Origin of the sequence: Mesorhizobium sp. M8A.F.Ca.ET.218.01.1.1, from assembly GCF_004791165.1 — a bacterium.
GTDB lineage: Bacteria > Pseudomonadota > Alphaproteobacteria > Rhizobiales > Rhizobiaceae > Mesorhizobium.
The window spans coordinates 57,800-74,992 of sequence record NZ_SRUZ01000005.1 but is presented as its reverse complement, the minus strand read 5'-3'; the positions used below and the strand labels follow the sequence as shown (position 1 = coordinate 74,992).

At 60.8% G+C, this 17,193-nt stretch carries 22 protein-coding genes; 14 read left to right on the top strand and 8 right to left on the bottom strand.

The features are described 5' to 3' along the window. The first annotated feature begins 6 nt into the window (after nt 1-6). The 3 genes from EN861_RS19085 (at nt 7) to EN861_RS19075 (ending at nt 2,011) form a co-directional block, all read left to right on the top strand. Nucleotides 7-1,008, top strand: coding sequence for an ATP-dependent DNA ligase (locus EN861_RS19085; protein ID WP_135864986.1), 1,002 nt, complete (start codon nt 7-9; stop codon nt 1,006-1,008). 137 nt (nt 1,009-1,145) lie between these two features. After that, on the top strand, nt 1,146-1,664 hold the full coding sequence (locus EN861_RS19080) for a ferritin-like domain-containing protein (protein ID WP_127870470.1): 519 nt from the start codon (nt 1,146-1,148) through the stop codon (nt 1,662-1,664). A gap of 65 nt (nt 1,665-1,729) precedes the next feature. Then, nucleotides 1,730-2,011, top strand: coding sequence for a hypothetical protein (locus EN861_RS19075; protein WP_127281180.1), 282 nt, complete (start codon nt 1,730-1,732; stop codon nt 2,009-2,011). 23 nt (nt 2,012-2,034) lie between these two features. On the opposite strand, the gene EN861_RS19070 is transcribed toward EN861_RS19075, so the two are convergent. The 8 genes from EN861_RS19070 to EN861_RS19035 all read right to left on the bottom strand — a co-directional run bounded on the left by EN861_RS19070 (nt 2,035) and on the right by EN861_RS19035 (nt 8,299). Next, a complete protein-coding gene (locus EN861_RS19070) occupies nt 2,035-2,199 on the bottom strand; it encodes a hypothetical protein (RefSeq protein ID WP_127281181.1) in 165 nt (54 codons plus the stop codon). 119 nt (nt 2,200-2,318) lie between these two features. Next, nucleotides 2,319-2,513, bottom strand: coding sequence for a hypothetical protein (locus EN861_RS19065; RefSeq protein WP_127870469.1), 195 nt, complete (start codon nt 2,511-2,513; stop codon nt 2,319-2,321). 176 nt (nt 2,514-2,689) lie between these two features. After that, nucleotides 2,690-3,712: an acyltransferase gene (locus tag EN861_RS19060; RefSeq protein ID WP_245512069.1), complete on the bottom strand. Its 1,023-nt coding sequence runs from the start codon at nt 3,710-3,712 to the stop codon at nt 2,690-2,692. A 104-nt stretch (nt 3,713-3,816) separates the two neighbouring features. Beyond that, nucleotides 3,817-4,356, bottom strand: a complete 540-nt coding sequence (locus EN861_RS19055; protein ID WP_127870468.1) for a prepilin peptidase — start codon at nt 4,354-4,356, stop codon at nt 3,817-3,819. A 1-nt stretch (nt 4,357) separates the two neighbouring features. Further along, complete coding sequence (locus EN861_RS19050) at nt 4,358-4,918, bottom strand: tetratricopeptide repeat protein (RefSeq protein WP_167531359.1); 561 nt, start codon at nt 4,916-4,918, stop codon at nt 4,358-4,360. Nucleotides 4,919-4,970: 52 nt separating this feature from the next. Then, nucleotides 4,971-5,921 (bottom strand): type II secretion system F family protein, encoded by a 951-nt coding sequence (locus EN861_RS19045; RefSeq protein WP_135864984.1) that lies wholly within the window; start codon nt 5,919-5,921, stop codon nt 4,971-4,973. Nucleotides 5,922-5,939: 18 nt separating this feature from the next. Beyond that, complete coding sequence (locus tag EN861_RS19040) at nt 5,940-6,797, bottom strand: type II secretion system F family protein (protein WP_245512068.1); 858 nt, start codon at nt 6,795-6,797, stop codon at nt 5,940-5,942. 113 nt (nt 6,798-6,910) lie between these two features. Beyond that, a complete protein-coding gene (locus EN861_RS19035; protein WP_127870465.1) occupies nt 6,911-8,299 on the bottom strand; it encodes a CpaF family protein in 1,389 nt (462 codons plus the stop codon). A 540-nt stretch (nt 8,300-8,839) separates the two neighbouring features. On the opposite strand from EN861_RS19035, the gene EN861_RS19030 reads away from it, so the two are divergent. The 11 genes from EN861_RS19030 (at nt 8,840) to EN861_RS18980 (ending at nt 17,189) form a co-directional block, all read left to right on the top strand. Then, a complete protein-coding gene (locus EN861_RS19030) occupies nt 8,840-9,055 on the top strand; it encodes a Flp family type IVb pilin (RefSeq protein WP_135864980.1) in 216 nt (71 codons plus the stop codon). 16 nt (nt 9,056-9,071) lie between these two features. After that, nucleotides 9,072-9,287 (top strand): Flp family type IVb pilin, encoded by a 216-nt coding sequence (locus tag EN861_RS19025; protein ID WP_135864977.1) that lies wholly within the window; start codon nt 9,072-9,074, stop codon nt 9,285-9,287. 94 nt (nt 9,288-9,381) lie between these two features. Next, a complete protein-coding gene (gene cpaB, locus EN861_RS19020; protein ID WP_135864975.1) occupies nt 9,382-10,416 on the top strand; it encodes a Flp pilus assembly protein CpaB in 1,035 nt (344 codons plus the stop codon). A 63-nt stretch (nt 10,417-10,479) separates the two neighbouring features. After that, nucleotides 10,480-11,916, top strand: a complete 1,437-nt coding sequence (locus tag EN861_RS19015) for a type II and III secretion system protein family protein (protein ID WP_135864972.1) — start codon at nt 10,480-10,482, stop codon at nt 11,914-11,916. 4 nt (nt 11,917-11,920) lie between these two features. Next, the gene (locus tag EN861_RS19010; RefSeq protein WP_245511741.1) at nt 11,921-12,196 is read left to right on the top strand and encodes a hypothetical protein; all 276 of its coding nucleotides are present in this window, start codon (nt 11,921-11,923) and stop codon (nt 12,194-12,196) included. A gap of 71 nt (nt 12,197-12,267) precedes the next feature. Further along, entirely contained in the window at nt 12,268-13,782 is a 1,515-nt protein-coding gene (locus EN861_RS19005) for a pilus assembly protein TadG-related protein (RefSeq protein ID WP_135864969.1), read from the top strand. Nucleotides 13,783-13,786: 4 nt separating this feature from the next. Continuing rightward, nucleotides 13,787-14,281, top strand: coding sequence for a TadE/TadG family type IV pilus assembly protein (locus EN861_RS19000; protein ID WP_167531360.1), 495 nt, complete (start codon nt 13,787-13,789; stop codon nt 14,279-14,281). Then, entirely contained in the window at nt 14,275-14,910 is a 636-nt protein-coding gene (locus EN861_RS18995) for a TadE/TadG family type IV pilus assembly protein (RefSeq protein WP_135864967.1), read from the top strand. Before EN861_RS19000 ends, EN861_RS18995 begins: the two co-directional genes overlap by 7 nt. After that, a complete protein-coding gene (locus EN861_RS18990; RefSeq protein WP_127275395.1) occupies nt 14,907-16,070 on the top strand; it encodes an AAA family ATPase in 1,164 nt (387 codons plus the stop codon). The genes EN861_RS18995 and EN861_RS18990 overlap by 4 nt, the downstream gene beginning before the upstream one ends. Continuing rightward, a complete protein-coding gene (locus tag EN861_RS18985) occupies nt 16,057-16,629 on the top strand; it encodes a L,D-transpeptidase (RefSeq protein ID WP_135864965.1) in 573 nt (190 codons plus the stop codon). The genes EN861_RS18990 and EN861_RS18985 overlap by 14 nt, the downstream gene beginning before the upstream one ends. Beyond that, entirely contained in the window at nt 16,626-17,189 is a 564-nt protein-coding gene (locus EN861_RS18980; RefSeq protein WP_135864963.1) for a hypothetical protein, read from the top strand. Before EN861_RS18985 ends, EN861_RS18980 begins: the two co-directional genes overlap by 4 nt. The last annotated feature ends 4 nt before the right edge of the window (nt 17,190-17,193 follow it).

The window sequence follows — 17,193 nt, the reverse complement described above, 5'->3', positions numbered from 1 at the left end:
GGCTCAATGAAGGACAGGTTTGCCCTCCCCCTGGACACGCCTCCCATGGAGGCCATGGCCGCCGATGCCCTCCCGGAAGGCGAAGGCCTTTGGCAATACGAGCCCAAATGGGACGGGTTTCGCTGCCTCGCCTTCAAAGGCGACAGGGATGTCGACCTGCGCGCGAAATCCGGCAAACCTCTCGGCCGTTACTTCCCGGAGCTCGTCGCCATGCTGCAGCAGGTCGAGGCCCGCAACTTCGTTGTCGATGGCGAAATCGTCATCGAACTCGAAGGCCAGCTTTCTTTCGACGCACTGCAGATGCGGCTTCACCCGGCCGAAAGCCGTATCCGCAAGCTGAGCGTGCAAACGCCGGCGCGGCTGATCCTGTTCGACATGCCGGTTGCGCCGGACGGGACGATCCTGCTTGACGAACCGTTGTCGAGCCGCCGCCGGGCGGTCGAAGGCTTGGTTCGGGATAGCGCCAAACCCGGCTTGCGGCTCTCGCCCAGCGCGACCGATCCGGCGGCCGCCAGGCGCTGGCTGGAAGGGGCCGGCCACGGCCCCACCGATGGCGTCGTCGCCAAATTGCTGGCCGACCCCTACCGGCCTGGCGAACGCGCGATGGTCAAGGTCAAACGGTTGCGTACGGCCGACTGCGTGGTAGGCGGATTTCGCTATCTGGCCGGCAGCAAGGAGGTCGGCTCGCTCCTGCTCGGCCTCTACGAGGAGAGCGGCAAACTCAACCATGTCGGCTTTACCTCGACCATCGGCAGGGACGACCGGGCCGGCGTCACCCGAAAGCTGGAAAAGCTGCGTGGCGGACCTGGCTTCACCGGCAAGGCGCCAGGCGGACCGAGCCGCTGGAGCACGCAGCGCAGCGGCGAATGGGAACCCTTGCGGCCGGAACTGGTGGTCGAGGTCCGCTTCGATCACGTCACCGGCGACAGGTTCCGGCATGGCACCAAATTGTTGCGCTGGCGGCCGGACAAGGCGCCGCGCCAGTGCACCATGCGGCAGATCCAGTGAGGGAGTTCGCCCCGCGGCGGCGCGTGGGCCGAGCCGGAGGCAGCCTCTTTGCGAGACGGCTGGAACAACCGTCCCGATAGCAAGTTGAGTCCCAGCTACACCGATGGTGGGCTTCACGACAATTGGAGATGACAATTATGGCGACTGCGAAGAAAGCGGCAACGAAGGGCCTTGAAGCCTTGTTCCTCGACGGGCTGAAGGACATTTACTATGCCGAGAAGAAAATCCTGAAGGCGCTGCCGAAAATGGCAAAGGGCGCCGAATCCGAGGACCTTGCGGCGGCGTTCGAGAAACATCTGGCGGAGACCGAGGGCCAGGTCGATCGCCTCGAACAGGTCTTCGAGCTTCTCGACAAGCCGGCCCGGGGCAAGACCTGCCCCGCCATCGACGGCATCCTCGAGGAGGGTTCGGAAATCCTCGAGGAATACAAGGGCGCCCCCGCGCTGGACGCCGGGCTGGTTGGGGCGGCGCAGGCCGTCGAACACTACGAGATCGCGCGCTACGGCACGCTGATCGCCTGGGCCGAACAGCTCGGCAAGGGCGAGGTGGTCAACCTCCTCAACGCGACCCTCGAGGAGGAGATGGCGACCGACGAGGCCCTTTCCAGCCTTGGCGAGGGCGGCGTCAACGAGCGTGCCCTGGAACAGGCCGCCTAGCTGGCAAGTTTGTGCCCCGGGCGCCAGGCGACCGGGGCAACTCCTCAGGATTTCGGAGAACGACGATGGACCCCCGCAAAACAGAGCAACCGGCGGTGCAGGCCGAAGACCCCGACGAAACCGAAGGTCCCGCCATGGGGCAGCAGGACTGGGACGCGCTCGCAGGGGCGAAAATCCTTCCCGACAATGCGGCGGTGGAAGACGGGGCCGAGGAGGAAGGCGACTTGCCCGAGGAAGACGACGACAACCCCTACCAGGAAAGCGACGAGGCATTGCCCGACGATGTCGAGGAGGCGGTCATTTCACGCGATCCTTCGAGGGAAGGCGGCCGCTTCGACGAAGAGTGACCCCAACGACGTGCGCAATCCGGTCAGCCGGCCGCATGCATCGGGGGCTCTTCATTCTCGTCGGGATTGGGTAGCGGCGCCTCGTCGGGCAATCGGTCCGGCTCCGGTTCGCCGATCGGCTCGGGCTTCCAATTGGGAGCCGGCATGGGCACATCGCGGTTGGGATCGGGTTCTCTCGGATCGGGCATCAAAATCCTTTTCTCTCGGTTTGCTGGCCGGCAGTGAACCGGGCGGCTTTCGATGAGTGGTGTGACATGCAGAACCCATCCCGATTGCTCGGGACGGGCTCGGTGCCATCAAGCTCTGGCTAGCGATTCTTGTGACTTTGCTGGCCAGCCTTCACATGCTGTTCATGGGTCCCGCCGCGCGTGCCCGACCCGTCACCTTGCTGGCGTTGGCTGCCGCCCGCCGCCTGCTGCTGACGGTTCTTGTCGTCCATGTTCTTATGGCTCTGCTGGCCTGCTTTCACATGCTGCTCATGGCTTCCACCTTGATTGGGCATTCTTGATCTCCTTTGGAGTTTTGAACGAGGCGACAACCGCCTCGATTGTCAAAGCTACTGGCGGCCCGGGCGTTCCCTCACGTAATATTTCGTGACTGCCGCCGCCGATCATGGAGAAGTCGTCGGGAACAAGATTTCCGTCTCGAAGCTGGGCAGCTTCTGTCGAAGCGCATGCGTCAATCCCGTAGTGCCAGGCCAGTTGGATGGCGGCCAGTCTTCAGCTGGGGATCATACCGGCGCAGGAATTTGCGCAGCGGCAACTCGAACAGGATGTACATCCGCCAAGCGAAAAGAACTGATGTTGCGGTGCCGATCACGATGATGAGGTCGGCAGGAATCGGAAAAACGGTCCACACCACCAGAAGCAGCGTTATCGGCAGTGTGTGGATCAGATAAAGCATATAGGAGGCATCACCGAGAACCGTCCATGCGCTCGGCTGTGCGTCGATCTGCATAGTGCCGAAGACGATCATCGCCGCCGGGAGACCGTAAACCAGCACGCGCTGGAACCCGTTCTCGCCGGCGAGAAACTCCATCGTTCCCCCTTGCGGCGCCATCCCGATGAATCCCACCGTGATCATCGCCGCGGCGCCGATCGGCAGGCACCATACCGCCGGTTTCCACTTGGGTGCATAGGCGAGAGCGATGCCAAAGCCGAACTCGATGATCAGCGGGTTGCCAAGAAACTGCAGCACCGGGCCCGCCGAGCGAAACATCATTGCGAGGCCGAAGATACCGAGGAGACCCCATAGCAGCCGCCGGTCGACGAGAACCACGGTTGCGGCGGCGTAGAACAGCATTTCGAAGCACAGCGTCCAGGCCGCGGGCAATGCTGGCGCGGTCATTTGATCCGTAGCGGGCCACAGCAGGAGGGTCGCCACCGCGTCCCGCCAGCCGAAGCCGGTTTTGTAGGCGACGATCGCATAGGGGATGCTGATCAGCAGATAGAGCGGAACGATGCGCCGGAACCGTCTCCAAGCGAAGGATCGCCAGGTCAGGCCAGGTGCCGTCCTGGCAATAATCACCCCGGATATGACAAAAAAGATGTCTACGCCCGCGAAGCCGGCCACCTGCAAATCGTGAGGCAACAGGCCATTGGATCCGGTGGCCGTAACGGCGGTCTGGGCCGCGTGGACATATACGACCATCAGCGCGGCAACGAAGCGAAGTACCTGCAAGGACCAGATCAAGGGCGCCAAGCCTATGTCCGTTGACCCCTTGGCAGTCGATCGCGCAGGTGCCATCCAATCGACGATCACAACCGGAATCTTCTGGTCGATGGCGGCTGCCCGCGCTGCCGGGGTTAGTTAAGCTGATTCAGGATTCCAGAACTGTTCGCCAACACCATATTTTCATAGATCACGAGGGCTGTCGTGCAGATCGCCGCGACCGAGATCGGCACGCCAAACGGCACAACGCCTTTGCGATCGAGATGCTGGACGTAGATGCGGAAGGCGCCCGCGGGCAGCAGGAATGGATTCTTCATTGCCCCTGCGGTGACGAGGGCGAAAACCAGGAGCAGCACGGAAAAAACGACGAGGTCTTCGCCGCCGGTCAGAAAAGGCACGACCGCCATCAGCTTGACGTCGCCGGCGCCGATCTTGCGCAAGAGCCAGAACGGGAACAAGGCTACAAACAGCACGAGGCCGGCAGCCGCGCTCAAGCCCATGTCCAACCAGGATCCGGATCGGAGCACAAGCAGCAACAGGGACCCCACTCCCAGGCAGAGCAGCAGCAGCACATCGCGATTGGCAATCCTCTGCGTCGTGAAGTCGAGCCACGCAATCCTGGCGAGCAGCGGGATGGCGAGGGCCTTCAACAGCAGCGCTTCGACGAGCAGCATGCTAGCGCTCGATGTTCTGCACGCTCGACGACAGCAGCTTCAGATTGTTGGCTACGGTCGGATCGTTTGGTGCCAGCTCATAAGCCTTGAGGAAATTGCCGCGCGCGTCCTGCAGTTTGCCGCGCAGCAGATCGGAATAGCCGACATTGTTGTAGTATTCGGGCGACGGCCCCATCAGCTTGAAGGCGCGGCCATAGGCACGGTCGGCGAGGTCGAAGCGGTGGATCCGGTCGCACGAAGCGGCCAGTCCCATCCAGGCGCCGCCGTCATTGGGGGCGAGTTGCGTCGCCTTGAAGAACAGCGCGCCGGCGTTGCCATAGTTTTCCGCGCGGAACTGGTTCTTGGCTTCGGCCACGGCCTGGTCCGATGCGTAATATTCGACGTCGCTGACCGTCTTCAATCCGTCGAACGCATCGCCAAAGGACGTCACATCGCCTTTCGAGGGTTCATTGGTGCGCACGACACCGCCAGTGGTGTCGGCGCCGTTTGTCTGGCAGCCGGCAAGGGCTGCCATCAAGAGACTGGCAGCGACGACGGTTGCGAGGCGCATTGGCCCTGTCATTTTATCCCCCAGAGTCCGGCGACTCTATTTTAGAATCAAAGCATAGAACCGTTTAGAAGAAAATGCCCTTCATGCGGATGATCACCGGCAACATGATCACCATCATGACCACCGGGAAGATGCATAATCCCAACGGGATCATCATTTTGACAGGCAGGGCGTTGGCCTTCTCCTCAGCGCTCAGAATTCTTTGTCCGCGCATCTCGTCGCTATAGACGCGCAGCGCATCCGTCAGACTGGTGCCGAGTTCCTCCGACTGCCGGAACAGCACGGCCAGGGAGCGCGCCTCTTCCAGCCCGATGCGGTCCGCGAGTTCACGCAGCGCCTCCCGCAACGGTTTGCCGGCCCGTAATTGCAGGTTCATGATAGCAAGCTGGATGCCCAGCCATTTGTGGGTGCCGGCCAGTTCGGCGCCGACACGTTCGACCGCCGCCTCCAGGCTCATGCCGGCGTCGGCACAGGTGATCATCATGTCCATGAAATCGGGGAATCCGCGACGGTAGATATTTTTTTGAGCATTCTCGAAGCGGTCGAGCAGGATAGCCGGGATCACGATGCAGGCGAGACCGAACAACGCGGAACCGGCAAAGGCCATGAAAGCAGGGAGTTGAGGCGGGAGTACTCGTACAAGGAGGGCATAGGCAACCAAAAAGCCGATACAGACCGCGCCCAGCCGCGACAAGGTGTAGATGAGCGGAGCACTGGGTTGATAAAACCCGGCGCGAAAAAGCTTCGCCTCGAGCGCATTTGGCTCGTTGCGTTCCTTCTCCATCGATCGAAAGTAGGCGTCAACTGGACGCTGCGCCGAGATTTTGAGCAACTGTTCCTGCCCCGCGAGCGAGCGGCGGTCGACGATGCCTTCCGACGTCAGGCTCTGGGCAACCAGCTTGCGCGTCTGCAACGCCGGCAAGAAGACAAGCGCACCGAACAGAAACAGCGACGCAGCCGCCACGAACACCGCGGTGGAAACCAGGAAACTCAGTCCCTGAATATTCGATAGCAGGTTTATGGCTCGCTCCTGTCAGAAATCGAAATTGACCATGCGATACATGATGAAGTCACCCAGCAGCGCCCATGTTCCGAAGATCACGAACACCGGCATGATCAAAGGGTCGTGCCATATCTGGCCGTAATATGTCGGAGCGGCGAGCTGGAGGAGCAGGAACATTACGAGCGGGAAAAGCGAAATGATCCACGCGGACACCCGGCCCTCCGACGAAAGCGCCCTGATCTTCATCCTGAGTTTTTGACGCTCGCGCAGAACCGACGAAAGATTAGCCAAGATCTCGGTCAGGTTGCCGCCAGTTTTCGATTGGATCGACAGCGACACAGACAATAGGTGGAGGCCTTCGAAGCCCACGCGCTGGGAAAGCTTCCGCACCGCCTGTTCGATGCTCAGTCCGAAGGTGATTTCGTCGGAGACGATGCCGAATTCCGTGCCAATCGGATCGGGCATTTCGCGCGCGACCAGACCTATGGCCACCGTTGCCGGGTGCCCCGCCCGCAGCGAACGCACGATCATGTCGAGTGCATTCGGGAGCTGTTTCGCGAATTTCTGGATCCGTTTCCTGCGCGCACGACGCAGAAGCAGAAGTGGCAGGACAAATCCGGTCACCAGAAAAATCAGGATGCAAGGCAATATGGAAAAACGCAGAAGGAATGAGAAAAGCAGCGCGATCGCAAGGGCTGAGGCCAGGAACATCGCGGCGAAAGTCAGCGGGTTTCCGGTAATGCCGGATTGGGTGTAGAGCCTGTTCAAGCCGACCATGCCGAAAAGAAAATCACCGGTATCCGTCAGGCCGCGTTCGCGCAGCAATCCCTGCAAGGTCCTTTCGGCCGGAACCTCATCGGACAATCGCTTCAGCCGCCGGTTGATCATGCCGGCACGGGATCGGCGATCGGCGAAAGACAGATAAAGCGCCTCGCCGGCGAGAATGACGGCCGCGGCCGTAAGCGTGTAAATAAAGTAGAGCAAGGTCTGGCCGGTGGGCATTAGAGCGCAACCTGGGGATTGAAGGCGTCCTTGGCGAAATGGTGCCCGAGAGTCGCCGCTTCCGGGGCAAAACGTGGGCGAACGCCGGTAGCGCGAAATTCCCCGACGATCTGACCGTCAACCGTCACCTCGCGACGCACGAAGGTGTAGATCTCCTGCATCTGGACGACATTTCCTTCCATACCGGTAATCTCCGATATCGATGTCACGCGCCGGCCGCCGTCGGACAGGCGCTGTGTCTGCACGATGACGTCGATGGCGGAAGCAATCTGCGCCCTGATGGACTCATGCGTCATCGGCATTCCCGCCATGCCGACCATCTGCTCAAGCCGCGAGATCGCATCGCGCGGCGTGTTGGCATGGATGGTGGTCATCGAGCCCTCGTGGCCGGTGTTCATGGCCTGCAGCATGTCGAAGGCCTCTTCGCCGCGAACCTCGCCGACGATGATACGGTCGGGACGCATGCGGAGCGCGTTCTTGACCAGCTCGCGCTGGCGAACCTCTCCCTTTCCTTCCACACTGGGCGGGCGTGTCTCCAGCCGGCCGACATGAGGCTGCTGCAGCTGCAGTTCCGCCGCGTCCTCGATGGTGATCAGGCGCTCCCTGGACGGAATGTAGCTCGACAGCGCGTTGAGCAAAGTCGTCTTGCCGCTGCCCGTCCCTCCCGAAACGAGGACCGACTTGCGCGCCTGCACGGCGATCCGCAGCAGATCGACCATTGGCGGACGGATCGAATTGAGCGCCACCAGGCGTTCGAGCGAATAGGGATTCTTGGAAAACTTTCGAATCGACACCAGCGGGCCGTCGACCGAGATCGGCCGCACCGCGATGTTAACGCGCGATCCATCCTCCAGCCTGGCATCGACCATCGGCGAGGATTCATCGACGCGCCGGCCGATGGCTGAAACGATCTTGTTGATGACCCGCAGCAGATGCGCCTCGTCACGAAACCGGATGGCCGTCTCTTCAACCAGGCCACGCCGCTCGATGAAGACGCGTTTGTGGGTGTTGATCAGGATATCGGTGATCGTGTCATCCTTGAGCAACGGTTCGATCGGGCCGAGTCCCAGCATCTCGTCGGCAGTCTCGCTGGTAATTTGATCAAGCTCGCGAGCGTTCAGCGGCACACTGTGGCTGCGCACGAACTCGCGCACGATCGGGCGGATCTCGTTCAGAATCTCGTCCTTGGACGCGGTTTCGAGCGCGGATAGGTTGAACCTGTCAATCAAATGGCGATGCAGTTCGACTTTCAGCGTCAGGAAGTCGTCGCCATGGGGTTCTATATCAACAACTGGAGAAACAGCCGGAACGATGGGCAGTACAGTCAGCGGCTCGGCCTTTGTCGCGGCCTGCTGCTCGCTTGGTCCCTTGATAAACCGCCCCAGCATAATCCCTTATACCCCTCCAGCGCATATTAGCGGAAACTAAACGTTAACCAAGCGACGCACAAGCGCCGGGGCGCCTCACATGCCGGCAATACTTTCAACATAGTTAAGGAGCGCACCCAAAAAATATCGTTTTTATTTATGATCCCCGCGTTGCCAAACATGAGTGTGCGACTAAGCTTTAGATCCTCCTGTGCCCTTGCGTGCTCCGACATCGGAATCCACTCCATATCTGGCTATAACCCCCTAGATATAAAGGGATATGCTACACATCTAAAGTAGCTGTCACTTTATTAGGCCTTACGCATAATTGTGAACGAATGGTTAAGGGCGCTTGAAAAATTAGACGAATCAAGCTCTTGCTGAAATTTAAAGCCGCTCTCAACTCGCAAGTTCATGTATTGGGAAGTTAAGGAACCGTTAATCCCGTTTGACTCCGCAATTTCTCGGGACCTAGGATCGAGATGACGGGGGATGCTTGGGTATGGAGTTCATCCTTGGCTCTGTCTCGTCGGGTTCAAACCTCCAAAGGGAGAAATTGACATGAAGAAGCTCATGACGATGACCCGGCAGTTCCGCGACGATGAAAACGGCGCTGCCATGGTCGAATATTCCATTCTGATCGGCATCATTGCGGCGGCATCGATCATTGCGGTTATTGCCATCGGCGGATGGGTCGGCAGCCAGTTCACCGGCCTCTGCACGAAGCTGAACGGCAAGGGCCTGAAGGCTGATGGTACCGCTGGCGGCACCTGCTGAGGCGAAGGATACAGCCATGAAAAGGCTTATCATTGCAGCCAGGCAGTTCCGCGATGATGAGAACGGTGCTGCCATGGTGGAATACTCGATCCTGATCGGCATCATTGCGGCGGCATCGATCATTGCGGTTATTGCCATCGGCGGATGGGTCGGCAGTCAATTCACCGGCCTTTGCGCGAACCTGAACGGCAAGGGCCTGAAGGCTGATGGTAGTGCCGGTGGCACTTGCTAAAAACCTTCTGGGCCGGAATCGCTCGATTTCGGCCCAGAATTCTGCGCTTTGAAGGGGCTGACATTCGCCCGGCGGGCGATGGTGGGGTGGGAAGATGCGCGCTAATACGCTTATCATGATTGTCCTCGCCGGCGTGTTCGGCGTACTGGCGGTGGTGCTCGCCAATATCTGGCTGGCCAGCCAGCGCAATGCCATGGCGCGGACGGATGACGTCCCGCATGATACGGTGGTGGTGGCGGCCGTACCTTTGAAATTCGGTGACACGCTGACCGACGACAAGTTGCGCGAGATAGCGTGGCCGGCGGGCGCGGTTCCGGCCGGCGCTTTCAAGACAACGAAAGAGATGCTGGCTGGCGAAGGCGTAAAGCAGGCGCTGCAGGCGATCGGCACCAACGAGCCCGTTCTCGCCACCAAGATCACCGGCCCCGGCCAGCGCGCCACGCTCTCGGCGGTGCTGGGCGAAGGCATGAAAGCCGTTTCCATCAGGGTCAACGACGTGCTTGGGGTGGCTGGATTCGTTTTCCCCGGCGACCGCGTCGATATTCTGCTGACGCGCACGGTGCGTGGCGACGACGGTGCGGACAAGAGTTTCGTCGACGTGCTGCTGCAGAGCATGAAGGTGCTCGCCATCGACCAGGTTGCAGATGTGAGCAAGGACAGCCCGACCGTCGTCAAGTCAGTGACGCTCGAGGTCAGCACCAAGGACGCACAGAAGCTGACCCTGGCAGCCGGCGCCGGCCAATTGTCTCTGGCGCTGCGCCAGGCGGCGGCCAGCAAGGGCGAGGCCACCGAACGGGTGACGCTTTCCGACCTGACCGGCGAAATGCCAGAAGACGTCGCCAAGCGACAGGCCGAGCTCGAGAAGAAAGCTGCCGCGGACGCATTGGCGGAAGCTGAGCGCAAGCGTGCCGAGGACAAGATTGCCGGGCTCACCCAGGCCGTGGAGCGCGTTGGAAGCCGGCTTGACGAGCTGGGCAAGGCTAAGCCCGCTCCAGCGGCGGCAGCTGAAGTGCGGGAAGTCGTCAAGGAAGTGGTCAAGTATGTGCAGCCCGAGCCGCCGAAGAATGTGTCGGTGGGCGTGTTCCGGGGCGTGAAGCTCGAGACATATGACGTGCCGCGACAACCATGATAATATTGCGGCATAGTACCGCGCGACACGGTGGCTGCCTTAAGCAGCATTTGGGAGACGGGGATGCAGGGGACTTGGTTGAGGATGGCGGCGGGCGCGTTGGCCTGTCTGGTGGCGTTTTTGCTGTCGAGCCTCGTGGCCGAGGCGGCTGACCGCTTCATCGACGTGTCCAACCCCAGCGTCCATCGTGTTTTCCTGCCGATGTCGCAATCGGTGACAATCCAGGTAAATGCCAATCTCGGCGACATCGTCGTCGGCGACGAGAAGATCGCCGATGCGCAGCCAATGACCGACCGCACGCTCTATGTCATCGGCAAGGGTGCCGGCACCACCACGGTCAACCTGTTCTCGCCCGACAAGCGCTCGCTCGGCGTCATCCAGATCGAGGTCGGCGTCGATGTCAGCGACATGGCGGCGGCGATCCGTCAGGTTTCGCCGAGGTCGCGCATCGAAATCGGCTCGATCAACGGCAAGGTCAGGCTTGGCGGCCATGTCAAGGACGGCGCCACGCTGTCGGCGATCATGGAAGTGGCCCAGCAATATGGTCCCGACGCCATCATCAATTCCGTCACTGTCGACGACAGCCAGCAGGTCAATCTCGAAGTGCGTGTGCTGGAAGCCAAGCGCAACGCCGGCCGCGATCTCGGTGTGTCGTTCAGAAGCAGGGACAGCAATGCAACTCATTTTGGAACGGGCATCGCAGCTACCACGCCAACAGGAACGGCCCCAGGGACCCTGCTCACGGGTTTGCTGTCGAAAAGCAATCCTTTCGCGACACTGATCACCCAGATCATCGACAGCAACATCAAGGTCGACCTGATTATTGAAGCGCTCGAAGAGAAGGGCGTCGTGCGGACGCTCGCTAATCCGAACCTCACCACGCTTTCCGGTGAGCAAGCTAGCTTCAACGCCGGCGGCCAGGTCCCCATCCGAAGCGTCGACGCCAATGGCGAGGTCCAGATCGAGTACAAGCAATTCGGCGTCAATCTTCTGTTCACGCCGGTCGTGCTCGACGACGACAAAATCCATATCAGCCTTGCCCCTGAGGTCAGCGACCTGACCGGCTTCACCAGCGCCGGCGATCCGATCTTCACCAACCGCAAACTGTCAACCGTGGTCGAGTTGCGCGATGGTCAGAGCTTTGCCGTTGGCGGGCTGCTGTCCAGCAAGATCACCAGGCTGCAGGAGCAGGTGCCGTGGCTCGGTCAGGTGCCGGTCATCGGCACACTGTTCCGCAACTCGAGCAGCCAGAAGGAAGAGACCGAACTGGTCGTCATCGTCACGCCGCACCTCGTGCGGCCGGTGAAGCCCGGCGAACAGCTGGCGACGCCTTTCGACAAGACCCGGCCCGCCAACGACCCGGAGCTCTTCCTGCTCGGGCAGCTCGAAGTGAACAAGGACATGATCCGCAAATATGAAAAAGGCGACGGCGTCACCGGCCCGTACGGCCACATGCTGGACTTCAAATCGAAGGACAAGATGCTCTATGTCAAGAAATAGCGCCTTGATCCTCATTCTGTGCGCCGGGTCGCTTTCGGGCTGCGCCGCGGACTATCTGAACCACTACGACACGGTGACCTTGGCCGCCGGCGACACGCAGAAGTTCAACTCGATGCTTCAGACGGTCGACCCGCTCAATCCGGCCTCCAGGAACACGCATATCGAAGGCGACGGCACGCGCGCCGCCGCTATCGCGCACAACTACAAATTTCCGCCGCCACCCCCGCCACCGCCGGCCATCACGGTCAATGTCGGTGGATCGGGTGTGACGACGCCGTGAACTGAACGGAAGGATGCGGAGGGCGCTGGGCATGCGAGGGGCCCTTGCGCGAGAGAGCAGAGAGTAAGGTCATGTTGGGGACCATTCGAGCCTTCTGGAACGATCAACGCGGCATAGCGATGATCCTCGTGGCAATTATGATACCTGTGCTCATCGGCTTCTCGGTGCTTGCCATCGACATGAGCCGGGTCAACGGGCTCCACAACGATCTGCAGAAGGGCGTCGACGCGATGGCGCTTGCCGCCGCGGCGGAACTCGACGGCAGATCGGATTCCATCACCCGGGCCAACTTGGCCGTGACAACCCTCGTCACCAACAACACCCTGTTTTCGACATCGGGGGATCATCCGCTGGTTTTAGCCGATATGACCGTCACCTATCTGACCGGCATCCCCGCCAGCGACGAAACCGCATTGAGTGCTGCCGGCGTCGATGCCGATGGCACAAACTGGGCAAGCATCGATCCCAAGGCTGTTTCATTCGCTGAAGTCACGATCAACGCTTCCGGCGTTGCGGCTGGCGCAGGTGCCTTCGCGACGATCTTTCCGGCAAGTCTGGTCGGCAGCAGGGACACCATGGATATCCAGCCGCAGGCGGTGGCCGGGTTCGTTCAATCAATCTGCGAAACCGTTCCCCTGTTCATGTGCAACCCGTTCGAGACAGCGGATTCTTCGACCAGCAAGACGATCCAGCAAGCCTTTGCCTCGGGCGATACTTACGGGCGAGAGTTCCGTATTTTGAAAGTCGATTCCAATCCTGGCCCCGGCAATTTCGGCCTGATCGACAACAATCTCAGCTCGCTGCGAGATGCCATTGCGATCGGCACCTCGGGAACCTGTTACAATCGCAACGCACTGACCACGAAGACCGGCGTCACCCTTGGCCAGGTCAACACTGGCCTCAACACCCGATTCGATCTCTACAGCGGCTCGTTGAACAACGACAGCAAGGACTTCAATTACAGGCCGGCGACCAACGTTCGCAAGGGCCAGAAGACCGGCTGCAGCAAGTACGATCCCGTGACGGACAACACCGCGTTGCCTTTGCCTCCGGGCACCAACTACGTCGATGCGAAGGGAATGTCCGACGCGATCGGATCGCAGAGCTTCTGGACAAGCTACTGGCAGGTCAACCACGGGACGGCGTATCCGAACGTCCCCAGCACCACCAACCCGACCGGCTCCACGAGCGCTCCCGCATCAAGATATGACGTCTACAAGTACGAGATCGCCAAAAGCCTTGTCGGTGACAAGTCGCTGAATCCGACCAAGGAAAGCGGCGATCCATCCTGCTACAAGGGTCCTAACCCGACACTCGATCCAGATCGCCGGCTGCTCAACATGGCGATCGTCAACTGCCTCGCCAACGAGGACAAGCTAAACGGTCACGTCTCGATCAAGCCGGACGGCTATGTCAGCGTGTTCATTAACACGCCGGTTCAGAAGCAGGACAACACGAAGGATCCAGACGATCCTTCCGCAGGCGAGAAACCCATCAGTCTGGAGATCGTCGACGTGGATGGCGCCTTTGCCAATAATACCCTTGTCGACAAGGCGTTTCGCAACGAAGCGCAACTGTACCGGTAGCGCCATGTTCATCAAACTAAGGCAGTTCCTCCAGCGGTTCCACCATGACGAACAAGGCTCTGCCTTGGTCGAGATAGCGATCGTCATGCCACTCGTGTTGCTGCTGTCGGCCGGCGTCTTCGAATTCTCGAACATCTTCAACACGCGTCTGCTTCTCGCAGCTGGCGTCGAGGATGCCGCTCGCTATATGGCGCGCTGCAGCAGCGACTGGGATACTTGTTCCGCGTTGGCAACAAACCTGGCCGTGAACGGGGCCGTCACGAACGGTAGCGCTAGGGTTACCGGGTGGACCACGGGTCAAGTCTCCATCACCAAAGCAAAATCGATCCAGGCGATCGATTCGACCGGCACCGAGCTCTATCTCAGCAGCACCGGCACGGTCATTGTGGTGAAGGTCAGCACCGCATATCCGTATCCCACTCTGGGCCTCTGGTCTTATCTTGGCTTTGGTGCCCTTACGCTCAATGTTTTCCATCAGGAGCGTGTCTTGGGATGGTGATGTCGGGCGGCACGTTCTGGAGAAACCAATCCGGCGCGACAATGGTGGAGGCGGCCATCGCAATGCCCGTGCTGCTCACTCTGCTGCTTGGTTTCGTCGACTTCGGTTACGCCTTCTACCAATGGAATGCCGGAAACAAGGCGGTGCAGGCTGGCGCCAGGCTGGCGCAGATTTCCGCTCCGATCGCCAGCGGACTTCTGCTGGAGGCAAAAACCCCCAGCGACCCACTGGACGTGGGAAAGGCGGTTCCAGCCAACACTTACAGCTACATCTGTACCGCCAGTGCCGCCGGAGCAGTATCTTGCAGCTGCGGAACAGGCGCCACGTGCCAGAACCTCAATGTGAGCCAAGCCGCTTTCGACTTTATCTTTAGCGGCAGCAGCTCCCGGCCGGGCATGCTGACATTCCTGCCAACCCTTCTGAAATCCGAGGTCCAGATCCAATATCAGGCTTCAGGCCTCGGTTACTGGACTCGCCCCAGCGGGCCGGTGCCAACGATCACCGTCAGCATCGTCAATCATCCCTTCCAGTTCTTCTTTCTGGCCGGGTTTCTCGGATTCGGAACCATCACCATGCCCTCCATGCTGAGCACGGTCACGGGCGAAGACATGAAGAGCACGTATCCATGAACGCCATCAACACCAAGGTCCTGCCCACCAAGCGAAAGCAGGTCGCGCTGTTTTCCTCCGATCCGAATTTCAAGCGCGATGTGGCGACCCGGCTCGATGCGCTGGCGATCTATGACGTGCGGGTTGCCGAGACGGGCGACTTCCTCAAAGGCCCACCGGCCGAGACGCGCCCGGGCATCGTCATCCTCGATCTCGGCAATGGCGAATTGCTTGGCAATCCAGGCATCGTCGAGGCGCGTGGACTGTGGGCAACCGTGCCGCTGATCGCGGTTTCGGACGAGCTGACGTCCGAACAGACGCGCGTGCTGGTGCGCATGAACGCCTCCGACTGGCTGCACAAGCCGCTCGACGGCAAGGAACTGCTCAACGCCGTCACCTTCCACGACAGCGGCAACCAGGGTACCAAAAGCCGCATCATCACCTTCGTCGGCGCCAGCGGCGGCGCCGGCGCCACGACGCTGGCGTTGTCGGCAGCTGAATTCCTGGCCTCGAAATCGACCGAGCGCGCGGCCTCGACCTGCCTGGTCGACCTCGACTTCCAGAGTGCCAATTGCGGCGCCTATCTCAACCTGTTCAACCAGTTCGACCTTGCCGGCATCATCGGCCAGCCGGAACGGCTCGATGTCGAACTGATGGATGTCATCAAGCTGTCGCGGCCTTCCGGCCTGACGCTCTATGCCTTCGAGCGGCCGCAGTTGCCGTTCGAGCGGCAGGGCGCCGATTTCGTCTTCCGGCTGCTCGATCTTGTCGCCTACCGTTTCGACGACATCGTCATCGACCTGCCGAACATCGAAACGCCCTGGCAAAATTCCGTGCTGTCGACGAGCGACGAGATCTTCATCGTCTTCGAGCTCAATGTCGCTTCGCTGCGGCAAGGCAAACGGCTGTACAAGAAGATCCGCGAGCTGCGCGGCAATAACGTCAGCATCACGCTGGTGGCCAACAAGCACAAGCGCAAATGGTTCGGCAACCACTTCTCGCGCGGCGAGCTGGAAAAGATCTTCAAGGCGCCGAACATCAAATCGGTCAGCCTCGACAATGCCCTGCTTGCCGACGCCCTGAACCGCGCGATGCTGCCGTCCGAAGTGGATGGCCGGGCCCGCTTCAACAAGGATCTGAAGAAGATGTTCCGCGAGCGGCTCGACGATGCGGCCCGCTAGCGGCCATCGCTTTCGACTGACGGCCGCCTGCCTCCTCGGCCTGGCGCTGGCTCTTCCAGCCGGACAGAGCGCGTGGGCGGACAGCCGCCCGCCTTTGCCGGCGATGGGTCCCAGCCTGCGCAAGATAGTGGCGTTTCCCACGGCCGAGAAGATTGGAACCATAATCATCCGCAAGCAGGAAAAAGCGCTCTACCTGGTGACCGGCAAGGGCGAGGCCCTGCGCTACCGGATCAGCGTCGGACGCGATGGGTTTGGCTGGACGGGTACGGTCCAGGTGGGGTCAAAGACGGAATGGCCGGCTTGGCGCCCGCCCAAGGAAATGCGCGCCCGCCGGCCGGAGTTGCCTGAGATGGTTCCCTCGGGGCCGTACAATCCGCTCGGCGCAAGGGCGCTCTATCTGCTTCGGGACGGTCGCGACACGCTCTATCGCATCCATGGCACCAACGACCCTTCGGGCGTGGGTTTCGACGGCACGTCGGGCTGTTTTCGCTTGACCAATACCGATGTCATCGATCTTTTCAGGCGCGTGCCTGTCGGCACCAAGGTGGTGGTCCAATGACAACGATCAGCGATCCCGACGAACTGGTGGCGGCGGTCGAGCCGCCGTTGCTCGACAAGGAGAAGAGCCGGTTCAGAGTGGCCGTTGCCGTCTGCGTCGGCCTGGCGCTGTTTGCCCTTCTGAACGCCACCGCTGCCGTCTATCTCTACCGTGGCATCAACGACCTGCGTACGATCGAGGCGCGGCTGGAGGACCTCGGCCAGTTCGAGCAGCGAATGAGCGCGCGGCTGGACACGGTCAACAACGGATTTCAAAGCCGGTTCGAGGCGCTGGACGACCGGTTGCGGGCGAGCTTCGGCGAGGTCAACGCCAGCATCGCCAAGCAGGCACCGGAAATGTCGGGAAATCACGGTGGCGACGAGCCGCGCGTCGTGGAGCTCCCCCCGCCCGCCGAAGATACGGCGGCGGTTGCCAGCGCCACCGAGGCGGAACCGGCCACCGAGGATATGCCGCGCACAACGCGACGGAGGCCGGCTCCGGCAGCGCCTCCCCCGCCAAGTTCCAACTACCAGCGGATCGTATCCCCGGAAGGCAAGGTCACCTATCACAAGATAAACTAGCTTT